Origin of the sequence: Streptomyces tauricus (genome assembly GCF_014650955.1) — a bacterium.
In the GTDB taxonomy this organism is placed as follows: Bacteria; Actinomycetota; Actinomycetes; order Streptomycetales; family Streptomycetaceae; genus Streptomyces; species Streptomyces tauricus.
Window position 1 is genome coordinate 1 of the sequence record NZ_BMVY01000005.1, and the last position, 16,555, is coordinate 16,555.

15 protein-coding genes and 1 tRNA gene are annotated in these 16,555 nt (G+C 72.1%); 10 read left to right on the forward strand and 6 right to left on the reverse strand.

What is annotated here, in order from left to right:
- The first annotated feature begins 302 nt into the window (after positions 1-302).
- From IE278_RS10470 to IE278_RS10500, 7 genes are all read left to right on the forward strand, one after another.
- Entirely contained in the window at positions 303-860 is a 558-nt protein-coding gene (locus tag IE278_RS10470; protein WP_189771033.1) for a phage tail protein, read from the forward strand.
- Positions 857-2,482: an NADase-type glycan-binding domain-containing protein gene (locus IE278_RS10475; RefSeq protein WP_189771035.1), complete on the forward strand. Its 1,626-nt coding sequence runs from the start codon at positions 857-859 to the stop codon at positions 2,480-2,482. Before IE278_RS10470 ends, IE278_RS10475 begins: the two co-directional genes overlap by 4 nt.
- A 242-nt stretch (positions 2,483-2,724) precedes the next feature.
- Complete coding sequence (locus tag IE278_RS10480; protein WP_189771037.1) at positions 2,725-4,032, forward strand: FG-GAP repeat domain-containing protein; 1,308 nt, start codon at positions 2,725-2,727, stop codon at positions 4,030-4,032.
- On the forward strand, positions 4,032-5,510 hold the full coding sequence (locus tag IE278_RS10485; protein ID WP_189771039.1) for an FG-GAP and VCBS repeat-containing protein: 1,479 nt from the start codon (positions 4,032-4,034) through the stop codon (positions 5,508-5,510). The genes IE278_RS10480 and IE278_RS10485 overlap by 1 nt, the downstream gene beginning before the upstream one ends.
- 279 nt (positions 5,511-5,789) lie before the next feature.
- Complete coding sequence (locus tag IE278_RS10490) at positions 5,790-7,253, forward strand: FG-GAP-like repeat-containing protein (protein WP_246570241.1); 1,464 nt, start codon at positions 5,790-5,792, stop codon at positions 7,251-7,253.
- Between the two features lie 27 nt (positions 7,254-7,280).
- The gene (locus tag IE278_RS10495) at positions 7,281-8,303 is read left to right on the forward strand and encodes a Yip1 family protein (RefSeq protein ID WP_189771043.1); all 1,023 of its coding nucleotides are present in this window, start codon (positions 7,281-7,283) and stop codon (positions 8,301-8,303) included.
- 192 nt (positions 8,304-8,495) lie between these two features.
- On the forward strand, positions 8,496-9,650 hold the full coding sequence (locus IE278_RS10500; protein ID WP_189771045.1) for a sulfite oxidase: 1,155 nt from the start codon (positions 8,496-8,498) through the stop codon (positions 9,648-9,650).
- Between the two features lie 84 nt (positions 9,651-9,734).
- On the opposite strand, the gene IE278_RS10505 is transcribed toward IE278_RS10500, so the two are convergent.
- Both IE278_RS10505 and IE278_RS10510 read right to left on the reverse strand, forming a co-directional pair.
- Positions 9,735-10,385: a hypothetical protein gene (locus IE278_RS10505; protein WP_189771047.1), complete on the reverse strand. Its 651-nt coding sequence runs from the start codon at positions 10,383-10,385 to the stop codon at positions 9,735-9,737.
- A 19-nt stretch (positions 10,386-10,404) separates the two neighbouring features.
- Positions 10,405-11,340, reverse strand: coding sequence for a DMT family protein (locus IE278_RS10510; RefSeq protein ID WP_189771049.1), 936 nt, complete (start codon positions 11,338-11,340; stop codon positions 10,405-10,407).
- 229 nt (positions 11,341-11,569) lie between these two features.
- Between IE278_RS10510 and IE278_RS10515 the strand changes: the two genes are divergently transcribed.
- Positions 11,570-12,466 carry an AraC family transcriptional regulator gene (locus IE278_RS10515; RefSeq protein ID WP_189771051.1) on the forward strand — a complete coding sequence of 299 codons (897 nt, stop codon included), beginning with the start codon at positions 11,570-11,572 and terminating at the stop codon, positions 12,464-12,466.
- 23 nt (positions 12,467-12,489) lie between these two features.
- Here IE278_RS10515 and IE278_RS10520 read toward each other — a convergent pair whose 3' ends face one another.
- The gene (locus IE278_RS10520) at positions 12,490-12,987 is read right to left on the reverse strand and encodes a phosphoribosyltransferase (protein ID WP_189771514.1); all 498 of its coding nucleotides are present in this window, start codon (positions 12,985-12,987) and stop codon (positions 12,490-12,492) included.
- Positions 12,988-13,025: 38 nt separating this feature from the next.
- Positions 13,026-13,601 carry a dCTP deaminase gene (gene dcd, locus IE278_RS10525; RefSeq protein WP_189771053.1) on the reverse strand — a complete coding sequence of 192 codons (576 nt, stop codon included), beginning with the start codon at positions 13,599-13,601 and terminating at the stop codon, positions 13,026-13,028.
- A gap of 604 nt (positions 13,602-14,205) precedes the next feature.
- Between dcd and IE278_RS10530 the strand changes: the two genes are divergently transcribed.
- Positions 14,206-14,279: transfer RNA gene (locus tag IE278_RS10530), tRNA-Gly, on the forward strand.
- Between the two features lie 153 nt (positions 14,280-14,432).
- On the opposite strand, the gene IE278_RS10535 is transcribed toward IE278_RS10530, so the two are convergent.
- Together IE278_RS10535 and IE278_RS10540 are read right to left on the reverse strand one after the other, a co-directional pair.
- Positions 14,433-14,831 carry a PIN domain-containing protein gene (locus IE278_RS10535; RefSeq protein ID WP_189771055.1) on the reverse strand — a complete coding sequence of 133 codons (399 nt, stop codon included), beginning with the start codon at positions 14,829-14,831 and terminating at the stop codon, positions 14,433-14,435.
- Positions 14,828-15,109, reverse strand: a complete 282-nt coding sequence (locus tag IE278_RS10540; RefSeq protein WP_189771057.1) for a hypothetical protein — start codon at positions 15,107-15,109, stop codon at positions 14,828-14,830. Before IE278_RS10540 ends, IE278_RS10535 begins: the two co-directional genes overlap by 4 nt.
- 454 nt (positions 15,110-15,563) lie before the next feature.
- Between IE278_RS10540 and IE278_RS10545 the strand changes: the two genes are divergently transcribed.
- Positions 15,564-16,184, forward strand: a complete 621-nt coding sequence (locus IE278_RS10545) for a hypothetical protein (protein WP_246570242.1) — start codon at positions 15,564-15,566, stop codon at positions 16,182-16,184.
- Positions 16,185-16,555 lie beyond the last annotated feature (371 nt).

The window sequence follows — 16,555 nt, forward strand, 5'->3', positions numbered from 1 at the left end:
GCGACCGCCTGGTCGATCCGGGCGGTTGGGCGGACCGGGGCGAGGAGCGCCGCCGCGCGGGCAGCCGTGGCACGGAGCGCCCGGATGCGGGACGCCCAGATGCGGGGAACCCGGCTGCGGACCGCGCCCGCCGGGATCCGCCGCCCCGGCACCGCCCCGACGCGCCCCACGGGCCGTACGGCTCGTCCCGGGTGCCCGGATCATCCCGCCCGCGCGGTCCGCCCCACCGGGGCCGGCGCGCGGGCTGTCGTCGGGGCCTCCGGTGTCTGCGGCCGTCCCGCGCAGGTGAGGGGGGACCGGTCATGAGGGGGTCCATCGACGGGCTGGGATCGTCCGCGCCCATCGGGATGACGCTGCCCGCCGTGTTCGCCGACGACGATCTGGCGCAGCGGTTCGTCGGCGGGCTCGACGACGTGCTCGCGCCGATCCTGGCCGTCCTCGACAACCTGGACTCCTACTTCACGCCGTCCCTGGCACCGGTGGACTTCACGCGGTGGCTGGCCGGCTGGGTCGGCGCCGAGACCGACGGCAGCGAGCCCGAGGACCGGCTGCGCGCCGCCGTCGCCGCCGCCGCGTTCCTGCACCGGGTACGGGGCACCAGCCGCGGCCTGTCCGAGGCCGTGCGCCTGGTGTTCGGCGTGGCCCCGGAGATCACCGAGAGCGGCGGCGCCTCCTGGGACGCCCGGCCGCTCGGCCCGGTCCCCGGCGACCCCCGCCCGCGCCTGCACGTCGCGCTACGGCTGCCCAACCCGACCCAGGCGGACGAACACCGCCTCGACAGCCTGGTGGCAGCCGCCCGTCCCGCCCACATGCCCTACACGGTCCAGGTGACCGCCGCCGAAAGGACGATCGAGAGATGACCAGCCAGAACTCCGGCACGGGACAGGAGCCGGCGCGCAGCTGTGCCGAGTGCGGCACCCGCGCGGAGCCCGGCCAGTCCTTCTGCGATGCCTGCGGTGCGGTACTCGGCTGGGGGACCGGCCGCAACGCCGCGGCCCCGGTGGCCGCGGGAGCCGCCACCCCCGCGCGGGACTCCGCGACCGGCCGCGGGTCCGACAACGACCCGGGCGGCGCATCGGGCAGCACGCCGGGCAGCGGCACGGCCAACGGTCAGGGCGGCACCGCGGGCAGCGACCCGCGCAACGCCCCCGGGCGGGACGCGTTCGCCGTGTCCGGTGCGGGTGCGGGTGCGGGTGCCGGTACGGGTACGGGTACGGCCCGAGCCGCCCATGACACCCCGGCCACGGCTGCCGGTTCGGCCTCGGGCCGGATCCCGGGTCACCCCGCCGGCGACGAGACCCACCGACGCGACGGCGGCGGGCACGCCTCCGGCGCCGGGTCCACCCCGGCCGCGGCCACCCCGCCGAACGCCTCCGCCTCCGCCGCCCCCCGCCCCGGCGCGGGCACCTCCATCCCCGAGCAGCGGAACGCCGCCCCGGCCCCCGCGGCCGCCGACCCGGCCGCCCCCGACGTCTTCTCCGCCCTCGCCCCCCGGACGGCCAACGGCGGCCACGCGGACGACACCGACACCGAGCCGAGGGTGGCCCTCGGCCACGGCGCCCCGCCCCCGGCCACCACCGACACCGCGGGCGAGCGGGCCAGGTCCCTCCTCATCCCCGTGAACGACCCCGAACCGCGGGCTCCCGTCACCCCCGCCGTCGCCCCCGTGCTGCCGGGCGTCCCGATGGCGGACCGCCCCCAGGTCCGCGCCCCGGGCCCCGAGTCCGGCCCGATGGACGGCCCGCCGTGCCCGTGGTGCTCCACCCCGAACCGGCCCGACCGGCACTTCTGCGCCCGCTGCGCCATGCCCATGGAAGGCGGCCCGCGTCCGCCGGAGCGGCAGACCTGGTGGCGCCGGCTGCTGAGCTTCGGCAACGGGCAGACCCCGTGGGCGGGCGAACGCCCCCGGCTGCGCCGCGGCTTCGGACGCATCATGAACTGGGTCGTCGGCGCCGCCGTACTGGGCCTGATCATCGCCCTCATCGTCAACATCGGCGACGGCGTCGACGCGACCCGCGACCACTTCGCCAAGCGCGCCCCGGTCGGCCCGGACAGCGTCAGGGCGTCCCGCTCGTACCCCGGGCACAGCGCGCAGCTCGCCTTCGACGGCCTCAGCAACACCTGGTGGGGTCCGGGGGTCTCGCAGTCCGGTGAGGGCGAGTGGGTGGAGGCCCGTTTCGACACGCCGACCCGGCTGCTGGACGTGGTGTTCACCTCCGGCGTCTCGGCCAAGCAGGAACACCTCCAGGAGTCGGCCCTCCCGAAGCGCATCGAGGCGCAGATCACCACCGCCGACGGAAAGAAGAGCACCCGGTTCATCACCCTGGACCGGAGCGCGGGCGGCCAGGCCCGCAAGTTCCGGGTGGGCGAGGTCGTCGCGGTGCGGTTCACCCTGCGTTCGGCCTACGCGGCCGACGCCAAGAAGCAGGTGTCGATCGCGGAGATCGAGTTCTTCGGCCGCTCGAACAGCAGCAGGTCATGACGAGCGACAAACGACACGATGCCGACCCGGGCGCTTCGTACCGTTGCGCCCGGATCACCCACGTACTGACCGCGTACTGATCGCATACTGACCGCGCACTGACCACGTACTGATCGCCCACTGACCGCGTACTCACAGCGTGATGAAGTCCCGAAGGCGACCATCCCTGATGACTTATGACCACTCCCCACCGCATCATGTGCAGGTTGTTGTCTCGCGATGCGGTCGGGGTTGACGTGGCCATGGGGAAGAACGGAATACGTGCGGCAAGTGCTGTGGCGGGGTGCGCCCTGCTGCTCACCGGCTGCGGCGGGTCGGACGGCGGGAACGGGGCGGACGCCGCCGGCCGCGAGCCCGTCACGGTCGCCAAGGCCCCCGCCCGGCTCCCCGTACCGCTGGGCAAGGGCAGCGAGGTCGACAGCGACTTCAACGGCGACGGGCACCGCGACCTCGTACTGAACGACCTCGTGAAGCGTGACACGCACGGGGACGACGCCGGTATCGGGATCGTGTACGGCTCGGCCCGCGGACTCGTCCCCGGCGCACGGCAGTTGCTGAGCCCGGCGCAGCACGCGGCCACCACCAAGGGCCAGTCGCCCGCCGTCTTCGACGCCGAGGCGAGCTGCGACCTCGACGGGGACGGCTTCACCGACCTCGTCGTGTCGACCGATCCGCCGTACGACGGACAGGGGCAGCCGCCGGTGCCGCTGCAGATCCTCTTCGGTTCGGCCCGGGGCCTGTCCGGCAAGGCGGTGAAGCTGGCAATCCCCGCGCAGGCACGTTTCGGCAACGACTGGCCGGACCAGCCGGTGTGCGGCGACTTCAACGGCGACGAGGCGGCCGACCTCGTCGTGCACGCCTCCGACGGCCGCCTCAGCTATCTGCGCGGCCCCTTCACCCACAAGGGCGCCCCGAAGGCGGCCGGCGCGCCGCTCGCCTCGCCCGGCAACGCCCCGGCGTCCCCCGCCGTGGACGTCGACGGCGACGGCTACGACGACCTGCTGGTGCGTACGGCCGAGGGGTCGGGCGCCTCCGACTCCGCCCTCCTCCTGGGCGGACCGACGGGCCCCGCCGGTACCGCGGTCGCCCTCCCGAAGGGCGTCGACGTCGCCTTCGGCCAGTTCGGCAAGGGCAAGGGGCTCGACGCGGCGATCGGCACGATGCGCGCCACGGCCCTGCGGTACGAGGTCCCGGGCACCCTGCGCGGTGAACTCGGCGTCGCCGGTACGGTCCTGGACGCCGGGGACTTCGACGGCGACGGGGTGAGCGAACTGGTCTCCAGCGGTTCGCAGTTGAGGATTCTCAGGAGCCGCGCGGGCGGGCTGTCCACGTCCGGCATGGTGACCGTGCAGCCGCCCGCCGGAGGAACCACCCGGGTCCTGACGGTGGCCGACTTCGACGGCGACAAGCGGGCGGACCTGGTGGTGCGCGCCTACCGCGGGGACACCGAGGACACGATCGCCGTGTATCCGGGAGCCAAGAAGGACCTGCTCGCACGCAAGCCCGGACTCACCTTCTCCACCTCGGAGTTCCTCGGCGCGGAAAGCTGATGCGCCGCCCGGACCCCCGGTCGGCCGCCGTCGCGCTGCTCGTCGCCGGCTGCTGCCTGTCCGCGGGATACGGGGTCACGGGATGCGGGACCGCTTCCCCCGACCGACCCGCCACCGCCCCCACGAAACCCAGTGCCGGAAAGCCCGCCGAGAACCCCCGCCCCGGCGACTTCAACGGCGACGGCTACGACGACTTCACCACCGTCCTCACCTCGCAGTCGAAGGACAGGTCCCGGTCCGAGGAGAACCTGGTCGTGGTCTACGGCTCCCGCGACGGCCTCGCCCCGGCCACCGCGCAGCGGACGTCACCCGGCAAGAAGTACGCGTACTTCACCTCCCCCCTGCGCACCGACCTCGACGGCGACGGCTACACCGACCTGGTCGTCGGCCGCGGCAGGGGCGACTCCCGTCTGACGACCCTCGCCTTCTTCGGCGGCGCCCGCGGCCTGGGCCCCGCCACCGAACTCACCGCCCTGCCCGAAGGGTTCCGGCCGCTCGCCGCGGCCGACTTCGACGGCGACGGCTCGACCGACCTGCTCGACGGCGGCCACGGCGGCAAGGGGTACGCCTTCGAGGCGGGGGCCGCCCCCGACGGGCTGCTCCTGCACGGCCCCTTCGACCGCGAGGGCACCCCGAAGCGCCGAGCCCCGCTGGACCTGGACCAGCAGGGGTACGCGGCCCCCTCCTCGGCCACCACCGGCGACTTCGACGCCGACGGGAAGGCGGAGGTCGTGTTCACGTACGACTTCGACACGGAGGAGGACGAGAGCGCGCCCGAAGGTCTGCACATGGTCGGCTACTACGAGGGCGGCCGGGACGGACTGGTCCGGGACACCGCCCGCGAGCCGGCCATCGGCGAGGCCGTGAGCACCTTCGACGGGCCCCGCACCCCGGCCGCCGGCGACGCGGACGGCGACGGCGTCGACGACCTGCTCCTGCCCACGCAGCTGAAGGTGGCCCCGGCCGACATGCCGGCGGAGGGCGGCGCGCTCACCATCCTGTACGGCGACAGGTCGGGCCTGGGCAACGGCCGTGCGAAGTCCGTGATCGAGGGCGAGGGCGGCGCGAAACGGCGTATCGACTACGGGAGTTCACCGGCCGTCGGCGACGTCGACGGTGACGGCAGACCGGACATCGTCGTCAACACCCCGGACTTCCGGCGCCACGACGGCAAGGTCACGCTGCTGCCCGGCGGACCCGGGGGCGTACCGTCGGCGGCCGGCGAGCAGACCGTCGACGCCGAGACCGACGGCCTGCCCGGCACCCCGAACCCGCACTACTGGAACGCCTTCGGCCACCAGCCGCCACTGCTGGACGTGAACGGCGACGACCACGCCGACGCCGTCGTCTTCGCCCCGCTCTACGAGAAACGCAAGGGCGCGTTCCTGGTACTACCGGGCACGGACAACGGCTTCGCCCCGAAGAGAACCCAACTCCTCACACCGAACGACCTGGGCGTGCCCTTGCGTCTCAAGTGACGGCGGTGGGGTGGGTGAGTCCAGGTACACCGTGACCGGCCACGCCCACGCATCACCTGATACGTGCCCGGTCGCGCCCATGGATCAGGGGCGCACCGGGAAGCGATGGGCCGGGCGCGAACCGTCGGCGGGCACGGCCCCGCTGCCCCGCAGCTCACCACCGCCCCGCACAACCCCACCCCTACTCCAGATGTCACACAGGTGAACCGAACCGAACCACCCGGTCTCGGCCACCCGGCCGTCCCTTTAAGGCCGGCCACCCCACCACCTGGAGCCCCCGTGCGCATACGGACGTACGCCGCCGCAGCCGCCACCGTCGCCGCAGCGGCCACCTCGGCCCTGACCCTCGCCCCCGCCGCGGCCGCGGCACCCGCGCCCCAACCCTCCCCCTCCACCAGCGACTTCAACGGCGACGGCTACCCGGACCTCGCCGTGGGCGTGCCGGACGGCGCCGTCAGCGGCAAGGCGAGAGCCGGGTACGTCAACGTCCTCTGGGGCGGCAAGAAGGGCATCGGCGCCCACGGCGGCATCCGCGTCACCCAGGCCACCACCGAAGTACCCGGCACCCCGGAGGCGGGCGACCGCTTCGGCGCCTCCGTGGCCCTGGAGGACCTCAACGGCGACGGCATCGCGGAACTGCTCGCCGGCGCCCCCGGCGAGGACATCACCGGGCGCGGCACGGACGCCGGCGTGGTCGTCGTCGTGGGCGGCGCGAAGGGCGGCCCGAGCCACGGCTCCAACGTCACCACCGGCCCCGCCGCCTCCGCCGCGTACGGCCTGTCGGTCGCCGCGGCCGACCTGACCGGCGACGGCAGCAGGGACATCGTGGTCGGCGGCAAGGACAAGGTGGTCCTGCGCACCGCCGACGGCCTCGCCGCCACCGTCGTCGGCGCCCCCATGGGCGGCCGGGCCCCGATCCTGACCACCGGCGACTTCACCGGCGACGGCGCGGCGGACCTTGCGGTGGGGTACTGGACGAACGACCCGTTCACCCAGTCCCACGTACGGATCTGGGCGTGGGAGAAGGCCGGGCAGTCCCTGGCCAACGTGTGGAACACGGACAACGCCGGTGTCTCCGCCCTCGCCTCCGGCGACTTCGACGGCGACGGCCACGAGGACCTGGCCCTCGGCGAGTGCCGCGAGATCGCCGACGAGAACATCGACGACCCGTGCGGCCCCGAGGAGTACGCGCAGGGCGGCGGTGTCCACATCCACTACGGCGCCGCCTCCGACGGCTCCTTCGGCTTCCGCAAGCAGACCCTGAACCAGGACACGGTCGGCGTACCGGGCCGCGCGGAGTCCGGGGACCGCTTCGGCGCGGCCCTCGCCGCCGCCGACCTGAACGGCGACGGCCGCGACGACCTGGTCGCGGGCGCCCCCGGCGAGGCGATCGGCACCCGGGCGGGCGCGGGCGCGGCCACCGTGCTGTTCGGCATGAAGAACGGCCTGGTCGACGAGTTCGGCGAGAGCAACGCGGTCGCGTACAACCAGGGCACCCCGCGCGTACCGGGCGCCGCGGAGGCGGGGGACGCCTTCGGCGCGGCCGTCGCGAGCGGCGACTACGATCACGACGGCAGGCCGGACCTGACCGTCGGCTCCCCCGGCGAGAACGTCAACTCCGGTGGCCTGTGGGTGTTCCCGCACACGAGCCCCGACGGCTCCTACGCCCTCACCCCCGCCCGGCTGGGCCTGCCCGCCCCGACGAGCGCGCTCACCTACGGCAAAACCCTGAGCAGCCTCTGACGAAACCTCTGACGGACCCCCTAGGGGATGTCACAGGTCGGCCGCAAAGCCGGGTCCGATGCCCCGGGCCCGGCACGTGACTCTGTGGGACCAGGTACGTTCGATTACGTGGCTGGATTCAGGATCGGACGCGGCCGGGACAACCGCACGCAGCAGGCGCCTCCGCAACAACAGCGGCAGCAGCCGTACGGACAGCAGGCCCCCCAGGGCGGCCCGTCGTACGGCTATCCCCCCGCGCCCGGGGCCCACCCTCAGCAGCCCCAGTACGGCGGGGGCGGCGGCAACGGCCCGCAGCAGTGGCCGCAGGGGAACGGACACGGTGAGCCGGAGTACTTCGGCGACCCGGGCCATCCCCCGCAGGGCCACCACCCGCAGGGCCGGCAACCGCAGGGTCATGACCCGTACGCGGCCAACCAGCCGGGCCACACGACGGCGTTCTCCGTCGGCGAGGACCCGTACAGCCAGGGCGACACCTACCGTGCGGGCAGCACGCCCGCACCGCCCGTCGGCCCGCCCCTGCACTGGAAGCAGCTGCTGAGCGGCGTCGTCATGCGCCCGAACCAGACCTTCCTGCACATGCGGGACTACACGATGTGGGGCCCCGCCCTCATCGTGACGTTCCTCTACGGTCTGCTGGCCGTCTTCGGCTTCGACGGCGCCCGCGCGGACGCCATAAACGCCACCCTGTCGAACGCGGTCCCCATCGTCCTGGTGACGGCGGTCGCGATCGTGCTCAGCGCGTTCATCCTGGGCGTGGTCACGCACACCCTGGCCCGCCAGCTCGGCGGTGACGGCGCCTGGCAGCCCACGGTCGGCCTCTCCATGCTGATCATGTCGCTCACGGACGCGCCGCGCCTGGTCGTCGCGATGTTCGCGAGCGGCGACGCGCCGTTCGTACGGATCCTCGGCTGGGCGACCTGGGTGGCGGCCGGCGCGCTGTTCACGCTGATGGTCGGCAAGTCGCACGACCTGCCGTGGCCCAAGGCCCTGGGAGCGTCGGCGATCCAGCTGATCGCCCTGCTGTCGATCATCAAGCTGGGCACGTTCTAGCAGCCCCCGCGCGCATCCCGCGTACTGCCCGCGCACATCCCGCGTACTGGAGGCCGGCCGCTCGCGGTCCGGCCTCCAGGCCGTTCGGGGTCGAAGGCCGTTCAGGGCTCCGCCTCCGGCTCCGAGTGCGGCTCCGGCCCCGCTGAGACGGACAGGTGCCAGGACCGGCCGCCGGGGAGCACCATGGGGGCCATGGACGTCACCGATGCCACCGCCGTCACCGCTGCCGCTGCCGATACCGCTGCCGCCGCCGCTCCGGTCAGCGCACCCGGCCGCGTGGCCGCCCCCGACGAGGGGATCAGCCACGAGGAACTCGCCCTCGCGGCCCGCAACCACGGCCTCCCCCTGGAGGCCCTGCGCTACGACGTGACCCCGCCAGGACTGCACTACATCCTCGTCCACTACGACATACCGGCCGCCGACGCCGACACCTGGACCCTGCGGATCCACGGCCGCGTCCGTACGCCCCTGACCCTGGACCTGGCCGCCCTGCGCGCCCTCCCGCCGGTCACCCACCGCGTGACGATGGAGTGCGCGGGCAACGGCCGCGCCCGGCTCGACCCGCGCCCCGTGAGCCAGCCCTGGCTGGTCGAGGCGGTCGGCACGGCGGACTGGACGGGCGTACCCCTGCGGACGCTGCTCGCCGAGGCGGGAGTGGAGCCGGACGCCGTCGAGGCGGTCTTCACGGGGGCCGACCACGGAGTGGAACGCGGCGTCGAACAGGACTACGGCCGCAGCCTCACCGTCGCGGACGCGACCGCCGCCGACCCCGAGGTCCTGGTGGCGTACGAGATGAACGGCGCCCCGCTGCCACCGCAGCACGGCTATCCGCTGCGCCTGATCGTCCCCGGCTGGTACGGCATGGCCCATGTGAAGTGGCTGACCGACATCGAGCTGACCGACACCCCGTTCACCGGTTTCCAGCAGGCGGTGGCGTACCGCTTCCGCCAGTCCCCCGACGACCCCGGGGAACCGGTCACCCGTATCGCCCCGCGCGCGCTGATGATCCCGCCCGGCTTCCCCGACTTCATGTCCCGCACCCGGGTCGTACGCCCCGGTCCCGTGCGGTTGGAGGGCCGGGCCTGGTCGGGCCGCGCGCCGGTCACGAAGGTCGAGGTCAGCGCGGACGACGGCGTGTCCTGGCGGACCGCCGAACTCGCCGCGCCCGAGGGCGGTCCGTGGGCCTGGCGCCACTGGCACGCGCCCTGGACGGCGACCCCCGGCCGCCACGTCCTGACGGTCCGCGCCACGGACGCCGAGGGCACGGCCCAGCCCCTCACCCAGCCATGGAACCGGGGAGGCTTCGCCAACAACGAGGTCCAGCGCATCCCGGTGGTCTGCCAGTAACCGGGGCCAGGAGCCGGGGCCGGTGGCCGGGGCCGGCCTGGGCGCGACTGCGAGCGCGCCCAGGCCGCGCGTCTACGACCGCGCTCAGGCGGCGGCCTCCACCAACGCATGCCGGGTCGTGAGCCACACGCTCGCGCCCGGCGCGACGCTCGCCTGCCGCGGCCCGCGGAACCCGAGGTGGCGCAGTTGGTCCCCGTGCCGTGCGGACAGCGTGACCGCGACGGCGGTGGCGTCCTGCTCGTCGACGGCCCGCAGCCCGGGAGCCAGCAGAGTGTCGACCACCGTACGGTCCCAGGCATCCGTCTCGTCCGGGGCGCAGACGGCGACCAGCGTCCAGTACGACATCGACCGACCGGGCACGGCCGCCTGCAGCACGGTCGACAGGAACCCGTGCCGCGGCAGGCAGAAGGCGGGTTCGGCGGCGGAACGGCCGGTGGCGAGTTCGCGGGAGAGGACGCTCCTGAGGTGCGGTCCGGGAGGGTCGGTGCCGGTTCCGGGCGGCAGCCAGATGGCGGCGGCCAGCAGCGTGCCGTCGTCGTCCCGTTCGGCCACCCACACCTGCCCCTGCTCCAGGGCGTGATGGGCCAGCACGAGCCGCATGGCGCGCTGGGCCTGCTCCGAGTGCCCGGCGGAGCTCTGCGTGATCAGCCGCACCACGGCGGGTACGTCCACGAGTCCGGCGGCGCGCACGGCGGCCCGTACGGGAATCTCAAGGGCGGTCATGGTCATGGTCATGTTCTACGTTCTCCATCTTTCAGAGGGTGGCCCGGCTCATGCCGGTGAGGTTGACGATGTCGGTCAGTTTGCCGACGCTCCCGCTCCCGTTCCCGCTCCCGGTCTCCTGGACCGGGACTTCCCGCTCCGCTTCGGCCCGGGGCAGGCTGAGCAGGACGACACCACGGGTGGCCGCGGCGGCACCGGCCAGGGCCAGCAGGCCCCCGAGGCCGCCGAACCCTCCGTACTGGACACCCTCGCCGAGCAGGGTGACGCCGATGGCGGACGCGGCGACGGGATTGACCAGGGTGAGCACGGCGAGCGGCCCGCCGAGGCCGCTGCGGTACGCCTGCTGCGAGAGCAGCACCCCCGCCGTCGCGAAGCCCACGGTCAGGACCGCGACCGCCGCGACGCCCCAGGTCGGCGCGGGGCCGACGGCGAGCTTCTGCGCCAGCGTGGAGCCGACCCCGGAGGCGATGCCCGAGGCCGCCGCGAAGGCGAGACCGCCGCCCGGGGTGGCGGATCGCCGGCCGGAGGCGAGACGAACGAGCGCCACGACACCACCGGCGGCGACGAGCGCGACGAGCAGCACCTCGCCGGTCCCCAGGGTGTCGACCGGCGCGGCGCCCGACGCGGTGGCGGCGAGCAGCGCGGCGAGCCCGACAAGGGTGAAGGCGGTGCCGCGCCACTGCGTTCCGGAGGTCCGTCGCCGCGTGACCAGCGACCCGAGTGGCACCGCCACGACCAGACTCAGCGCGCCGAGCGGCTGTACGAGGGTCAGCGGCCCGTACCGCAGGGCCACCACGTGCAGCAGGGCCCCGCCGCCGTTGAGGGCGACGGATCCCCACCAGGACGGGCGGGCGAGCGTGGAGCGCAGACGCGCGTCACCGGCGGCGGTCCGTTCCTGGACGACGGCGGCGGTGGCGTAACAGAGGGCGGAGATGAGGGAGAGGGCGACGGCCAGCAGTACGGTCACGGCGCCCCTCCCCTCTTCTCTGATCTTCTGTGAGCTGATCGCGGATCCCGGATCGCGGATCGATACGAAACGGTTTCGTACACCCAAACTACGGAAGCCGAAAACGAAACGCAAGCGTTTCTCTAACTGGCCGACGGGCGCGGTGCCCCCGACCGAACCGGGCACGAACTGTCGGGTCCGGCACGGTAGGACGTTCCTAACGTGGAGGACGCAAAGGAAGGAGGCCGAGTTGCTGGAGCGACTGAACGAGGCTCTGGAACACATCGAGTCGCGTCTCGATCAGCCGATCGAGGTGACCGAACTGGCGCGGATCGCGATGACGTCGGAGTACCACTTCCGCCGGCTGTTCTCCGCGCTGGCGGGGCTCCCGCTGTCCGAGTACATCCGGCGCAGACGGCTCACCGTGGCGGGCGCCGAGGTGCTGGCCGGGGACCGGACGCTGCTGGAGATCGCGGTGCGGTACGGCTACGGCTCGGGGGAGGCGTTCGCGCGGGCGTTCCGCGCGGTGCACGGCGTGGGCCCGGGAGAGGCCCGCCGGACCGGCGCCGCCCTGACCTCCCAGCCCCGGCTGTCCTTCCGCCTGGTCGTAGAGGGGAGCAGCAGCATGCGATACAAGATCGTACAAAAAGAGGAATTCCGGGTGGTCGGGAAGAGAATCCGGGTCCCGCTGGTCCACGAGGGGATGAACCCGGAGATCGCGGGGTTCATCCGGGGCCTGGCCCCGGACACGGTGGCGCGGATCGCCGCCCTGTCCGACCAGGAGCCGCGGGGGATCGTGGGGGTGAGCGACAACCTCGACCCGAGCAGGGCGGAGGGAACGGAACTGGACTACTACCACGCGGTGGTGACCGGTACCGGCACCACGCCCCCCGCCGACCTGGACCTGGACACCCTCACCGTGCCGCCGGGCACATGGGCGGTCTTCGAGAGCTCGGGCCCGTTCCCGCTGGCACTCCAGCACATGTGGCGGGACGTGTTCACACAGTGGTTCCCGTCCAACCCGTACCAGAGCAGGCCGGGCCCGGAGATCCTGCGCACCCACCTGACCCGGGACGGGAAGGAGGCGGACGCGGAACTGTGGATCCCGGTGGAAGGGCTGGACCGGGCGGCCCGGGTCGAGACATAAGGGGAGGCGAGGCCCGTCGAGGCCTAGGCGTCGAGCACCTGTCCGTCCCGCTTCACGACGGGCGGCTCGACGCTCCACGGGAAGTTGATCCACTCGTCGGTGCGCTTCCACACGTACTCGCACTTCACCAGTGACTGCGACTTCTCGTAGATGACGGCGGAACGCACCTCGGCGACGGCGTCGACGCAGAAGTCGTGCACGAGCTTCAGCGTCTTGCCGGTGTCGGCCACGTCGTCCGTGATCAGCACCTTCTTGTCGGAGAAGTCGATGGCGTTGGGCACGGGCGCGAGCATGACCGGCATGTCGAGGGTGGTGCCGACGCCGGTGTAGAACTCGACGTTCACGAGGTGGATGTTCTTGCAGTCGAGGGCGTAGGCGAGGCCGCCGGCCACGAAGACACCGCCGCGCGCGATGCTCAGCACGATGTCGGGCTCGTACCCGTCGTCGGCGATGGTCTGGGCAAGCTCACGAACGGCGGTGCCGAACCCCTCGTACGTCAGATTCTCGCGCACGTCGCTCATGCCCTGGTCGCTCCCGCTCATGTCCTGGTCGCTCCCGCTCACACCTGGGTCCGATGGAAGTTGAGGAAGGAGCGGGAGGCGGTCGGACCGCGCTGCCCCTGGTAGCGGGACCCGTACCGGTCGCTGCCGTACGGGAACTGGGCCGCCGAGCTGAGCTGGAACATGCACAGCTGCCCGATCTTCATCCCCGGCCAGAGCTTGATGGGCAGGGTCGCGAGGTTGGACAGCTCAAGGGTCACGTGCCCGGAGAACCCGGGATCGATGAACCCGGCGGTGGAGTGGGTCACGAGCCCGAGCCGCCCGAGCGAACTCTTGCCCTCGAGCCGGGAGGCGAGATCATCGGGCAGGCTGATGACCTCGTACGTACTGGCCAGCACGAACTCCCCGGGATGCAGGATGAACGGCTCGTCCCCCTCGGGCTCGACGAGCCGCGTCAGATCGGCCTGCTCGACGGAGGGGTCGATATGGGGGTACCGGTGGTTCTCGAACACCCGGAAGTAGCGGTCGAGCCGCACATCGATGCTTGAGGGCTGCACCATGGATTCGTCGTAGGGATCGATCCGCACACGCCCGGCGTCGATCTCGGCCCGGATGTCCTTGTCAGAGAGAAGCACGCCCCGAGGATACGCAGAGCGAACGGGCCCGCCACAATCGGTTGATCGTGACGGACCCGCGAGCTACTGAACCACCGACTGCTGAACCACCGACCTACTGACTGCCTGGCTGCCTGGCTGCCTGGCTGCCTGGCTGCCTGCATGCTTACTTGCCCGACCGCTTCGTCGCGGTCAGCGCTTCTCGAACTCCACCGGTACGACATTGCGGAGCCGGGTGCAACGGGGGCAACGGATCAGCCGGCCGGGACCGAGCCGATCGGCTTGCTGCATCGGAAGCGATGCGGTGCTGAACACGTGCCCCTCGGCACAACGGACGACGGTGCTGCGTTCCATCAAGTCCTCAGAGTCCCTTCCCCAAGAGCCGCGTCTGACTGAAGAGGAAGCCACATTACGGGATGAAAGGGACGGCCTTCCAGGCGGCACTCCGATCCCGCCTGACCCCTCTCCAGCGCCCCCACCGTACGCCTCAACTCCCGCGCCTCGCAGCCCCGTCCATCCCCCGAAACGCTCCCGGGCCCCACGGCTTCAGCACCGGGGGCCTGGCATGGGGTATGGTGAATCCGCGTTTCCGACCCGGCACGACAACTCGTATCCGGCGTCTTACGCGGGTGTAGTTTAGTGGTAGAACATCAGCTTCCCAAGCTGAGAGTGCGAGTTCGATTCTCGTCACCCGCTCCACGAAGAAGGCCCAGGTCATCGACCCGGGCCTTTTTGCTGTCCTCGCGGATCACTCGTCGCGTGCCGGATCCGTGCCGGATGGTTGGGTAAGTAGGGCTCACCACTTCATGGCGGCCGCCCACAGCGAGCGCCGTCTCTGCAAGGCTCCTTGACTCACACCTTCTCCGCGCTCAGGCGTGGATGCTCGGCAGTGAGCAACCCGATGTCTTCCACGTCCGAAGTCAGGATGGTCACCCGGCCGGGGTGCTGCAGGGCGGTCGCGCACACCATCGCGTCGATGGCGTACTTGTGGCCGTGCAGCCCCGCCGCACGCAGCAAAGCGGCAGCGGATTGCGCAACGGCTTGGGTGACCGGCTCAACGCTCAGGCGGGACAGGGTCCACTTCAGTGCCGCGTCGTTCATCTGCGGGTGGATCACCTCGACCAGCACGGCGGCCGAGGTGAACACCGACAGGTCCGCGTCGCGAGCCGCCGTCAGCCACTCATGAATTTCCCGATCACGCTGTACGGCCTTTGCCAGGCCCTCGCTGTCCAGGACCAGGACACCGCTCACGCGGACTTTCCAGCACTGGAGGCGTCTCCGAGCAGCCGGGCGCGCTTGGCCGCCACGGCCTCGGGGTCGGCCGGGCCGTGCACCTCGTCGAAGTCCGCGACCAGCTCGTCCAAGTTGTCCCGCTCGATCTGGCGCTGGGCCGCCTTCTCCAGGTAGGCCGAGACGCCTCGCTTGCCGACCCGCTCGCGGATCGCATGCAGAGTTCCGGCGGTCAGAGTGACGGAGATACCACTGGTGGGGCCATCGCCGGGTGGGAAGTCCACGTCGTCATCAGTCACACGTCGAGCATGCCATTGAATATGGCATAGCGTGCCGCGGGGCACGATTCCGTGCCCTTCGCCTGCCCGGCTACCGTGGAGCAGAGAGCTTGGGTACGGCGCTGGCCTTCGGGGCCGGTGGACGCGGGTGAGGGGTAGCCAGTGACGAACGGCATTCACCCGGACTGGGGTACCGCCTCCTCGTTGACATCGACCCGGTACCGGGTCCGCGAGGACCGGACTGCTTCACCGGCCTCCGCCAGCCGGTCCGTGCCGGCTCGGCAGCCGAGACGCCGGACGCGGTCGAGGCCCGGCGCCGCAGTCGTCCGGAGCAGTACTCCAAACCTCTGGGGCGGGTCCCATGACGCATGCCTGCGACTCTTCGCCGAGCGGTCTTCCCGACCCTCGTCGCACACTGGCGACCACCGACTGGGCTGCGCTGGAGCACGCTTACGGGTCTGCCACTGACGCGCCCGTGGAGCTGGCCGCGCTTTCGGATCCCGATCAGGGCGTGCGAACCAAGGCGCTCGACTATCTGTACGGCACCCTGCACCACCAGAACACCCTCTACAGCGCAACCGTGCCCACGGCTCTCTACGTGGCCGCGCTCCTTGCGGACCCGCGAACGGCCTGGAGTATCGACAAGGAACGCGGTTCTTTCCCCGGGCCCATGCGCGCCGAACTGCTGGCCTGGATCGCTTCCGTCGCGAACGAGGTCACCGATGAGGCGGAGAAGGCCAGCCGGCGGTTCGGTTTCCCGCTCGACGGCTACCCGCCGGCTCTGGGCATCCTTGAGATACGCCCCCTGCTGTTCACCGCCGTGCTTGATGCGACAGACGACGCCGATCTTCACGTACGCGAGGCGGCGATCGCAGCCTGCGTCCCGCTCCTCGACGATCCTCGGCTGCTGCACCATCGGCAGGACCTGACACCCCTGATCCGGGAGGTGTTGGGCACGAGCGAGCTGTGGCAGCACCGCGAACGAGCGATCGATGCGCTGGACGCATGGGGCGAGGACTCCTCAGGACTCGAAGGGCAGCGAAACCCCTTCGCGTTCTGCGACACCGACCTGCCACTCAGCGACTCGTCACCGTAGGCGGCTCGTTCCGTAATCGGCTGGTCCGGGACGTCTCGGTGCCCGCACGATGAGCGCATGGACCGACTGCAGTGCAGCGCTTGGCAGTACGTGGCGGAAGTACTCCCTCCCGAGGAGCTCCCGATGCTCGCCGCGCATGCGCTTGCCGACGGGCGTGATTCGCCGGCCCTGCGCGAGCTGGCCCATCGAAGACCTCGCTTCGCAGACGCTCGTAATCCGAGCCCCAGGTCGACAGCCTGGGGCTTGTTTGCTGGTAGGTCGTTTCGGTGTTTTGGCCACACCCCGCGCCGGAAGGCTGGGCACGCGGCTGGGCCTGACCCGGGGGTCCTGGGCGCCGTCCTTCGCGTGCCCAGGACCCCGTGGCCCGACGG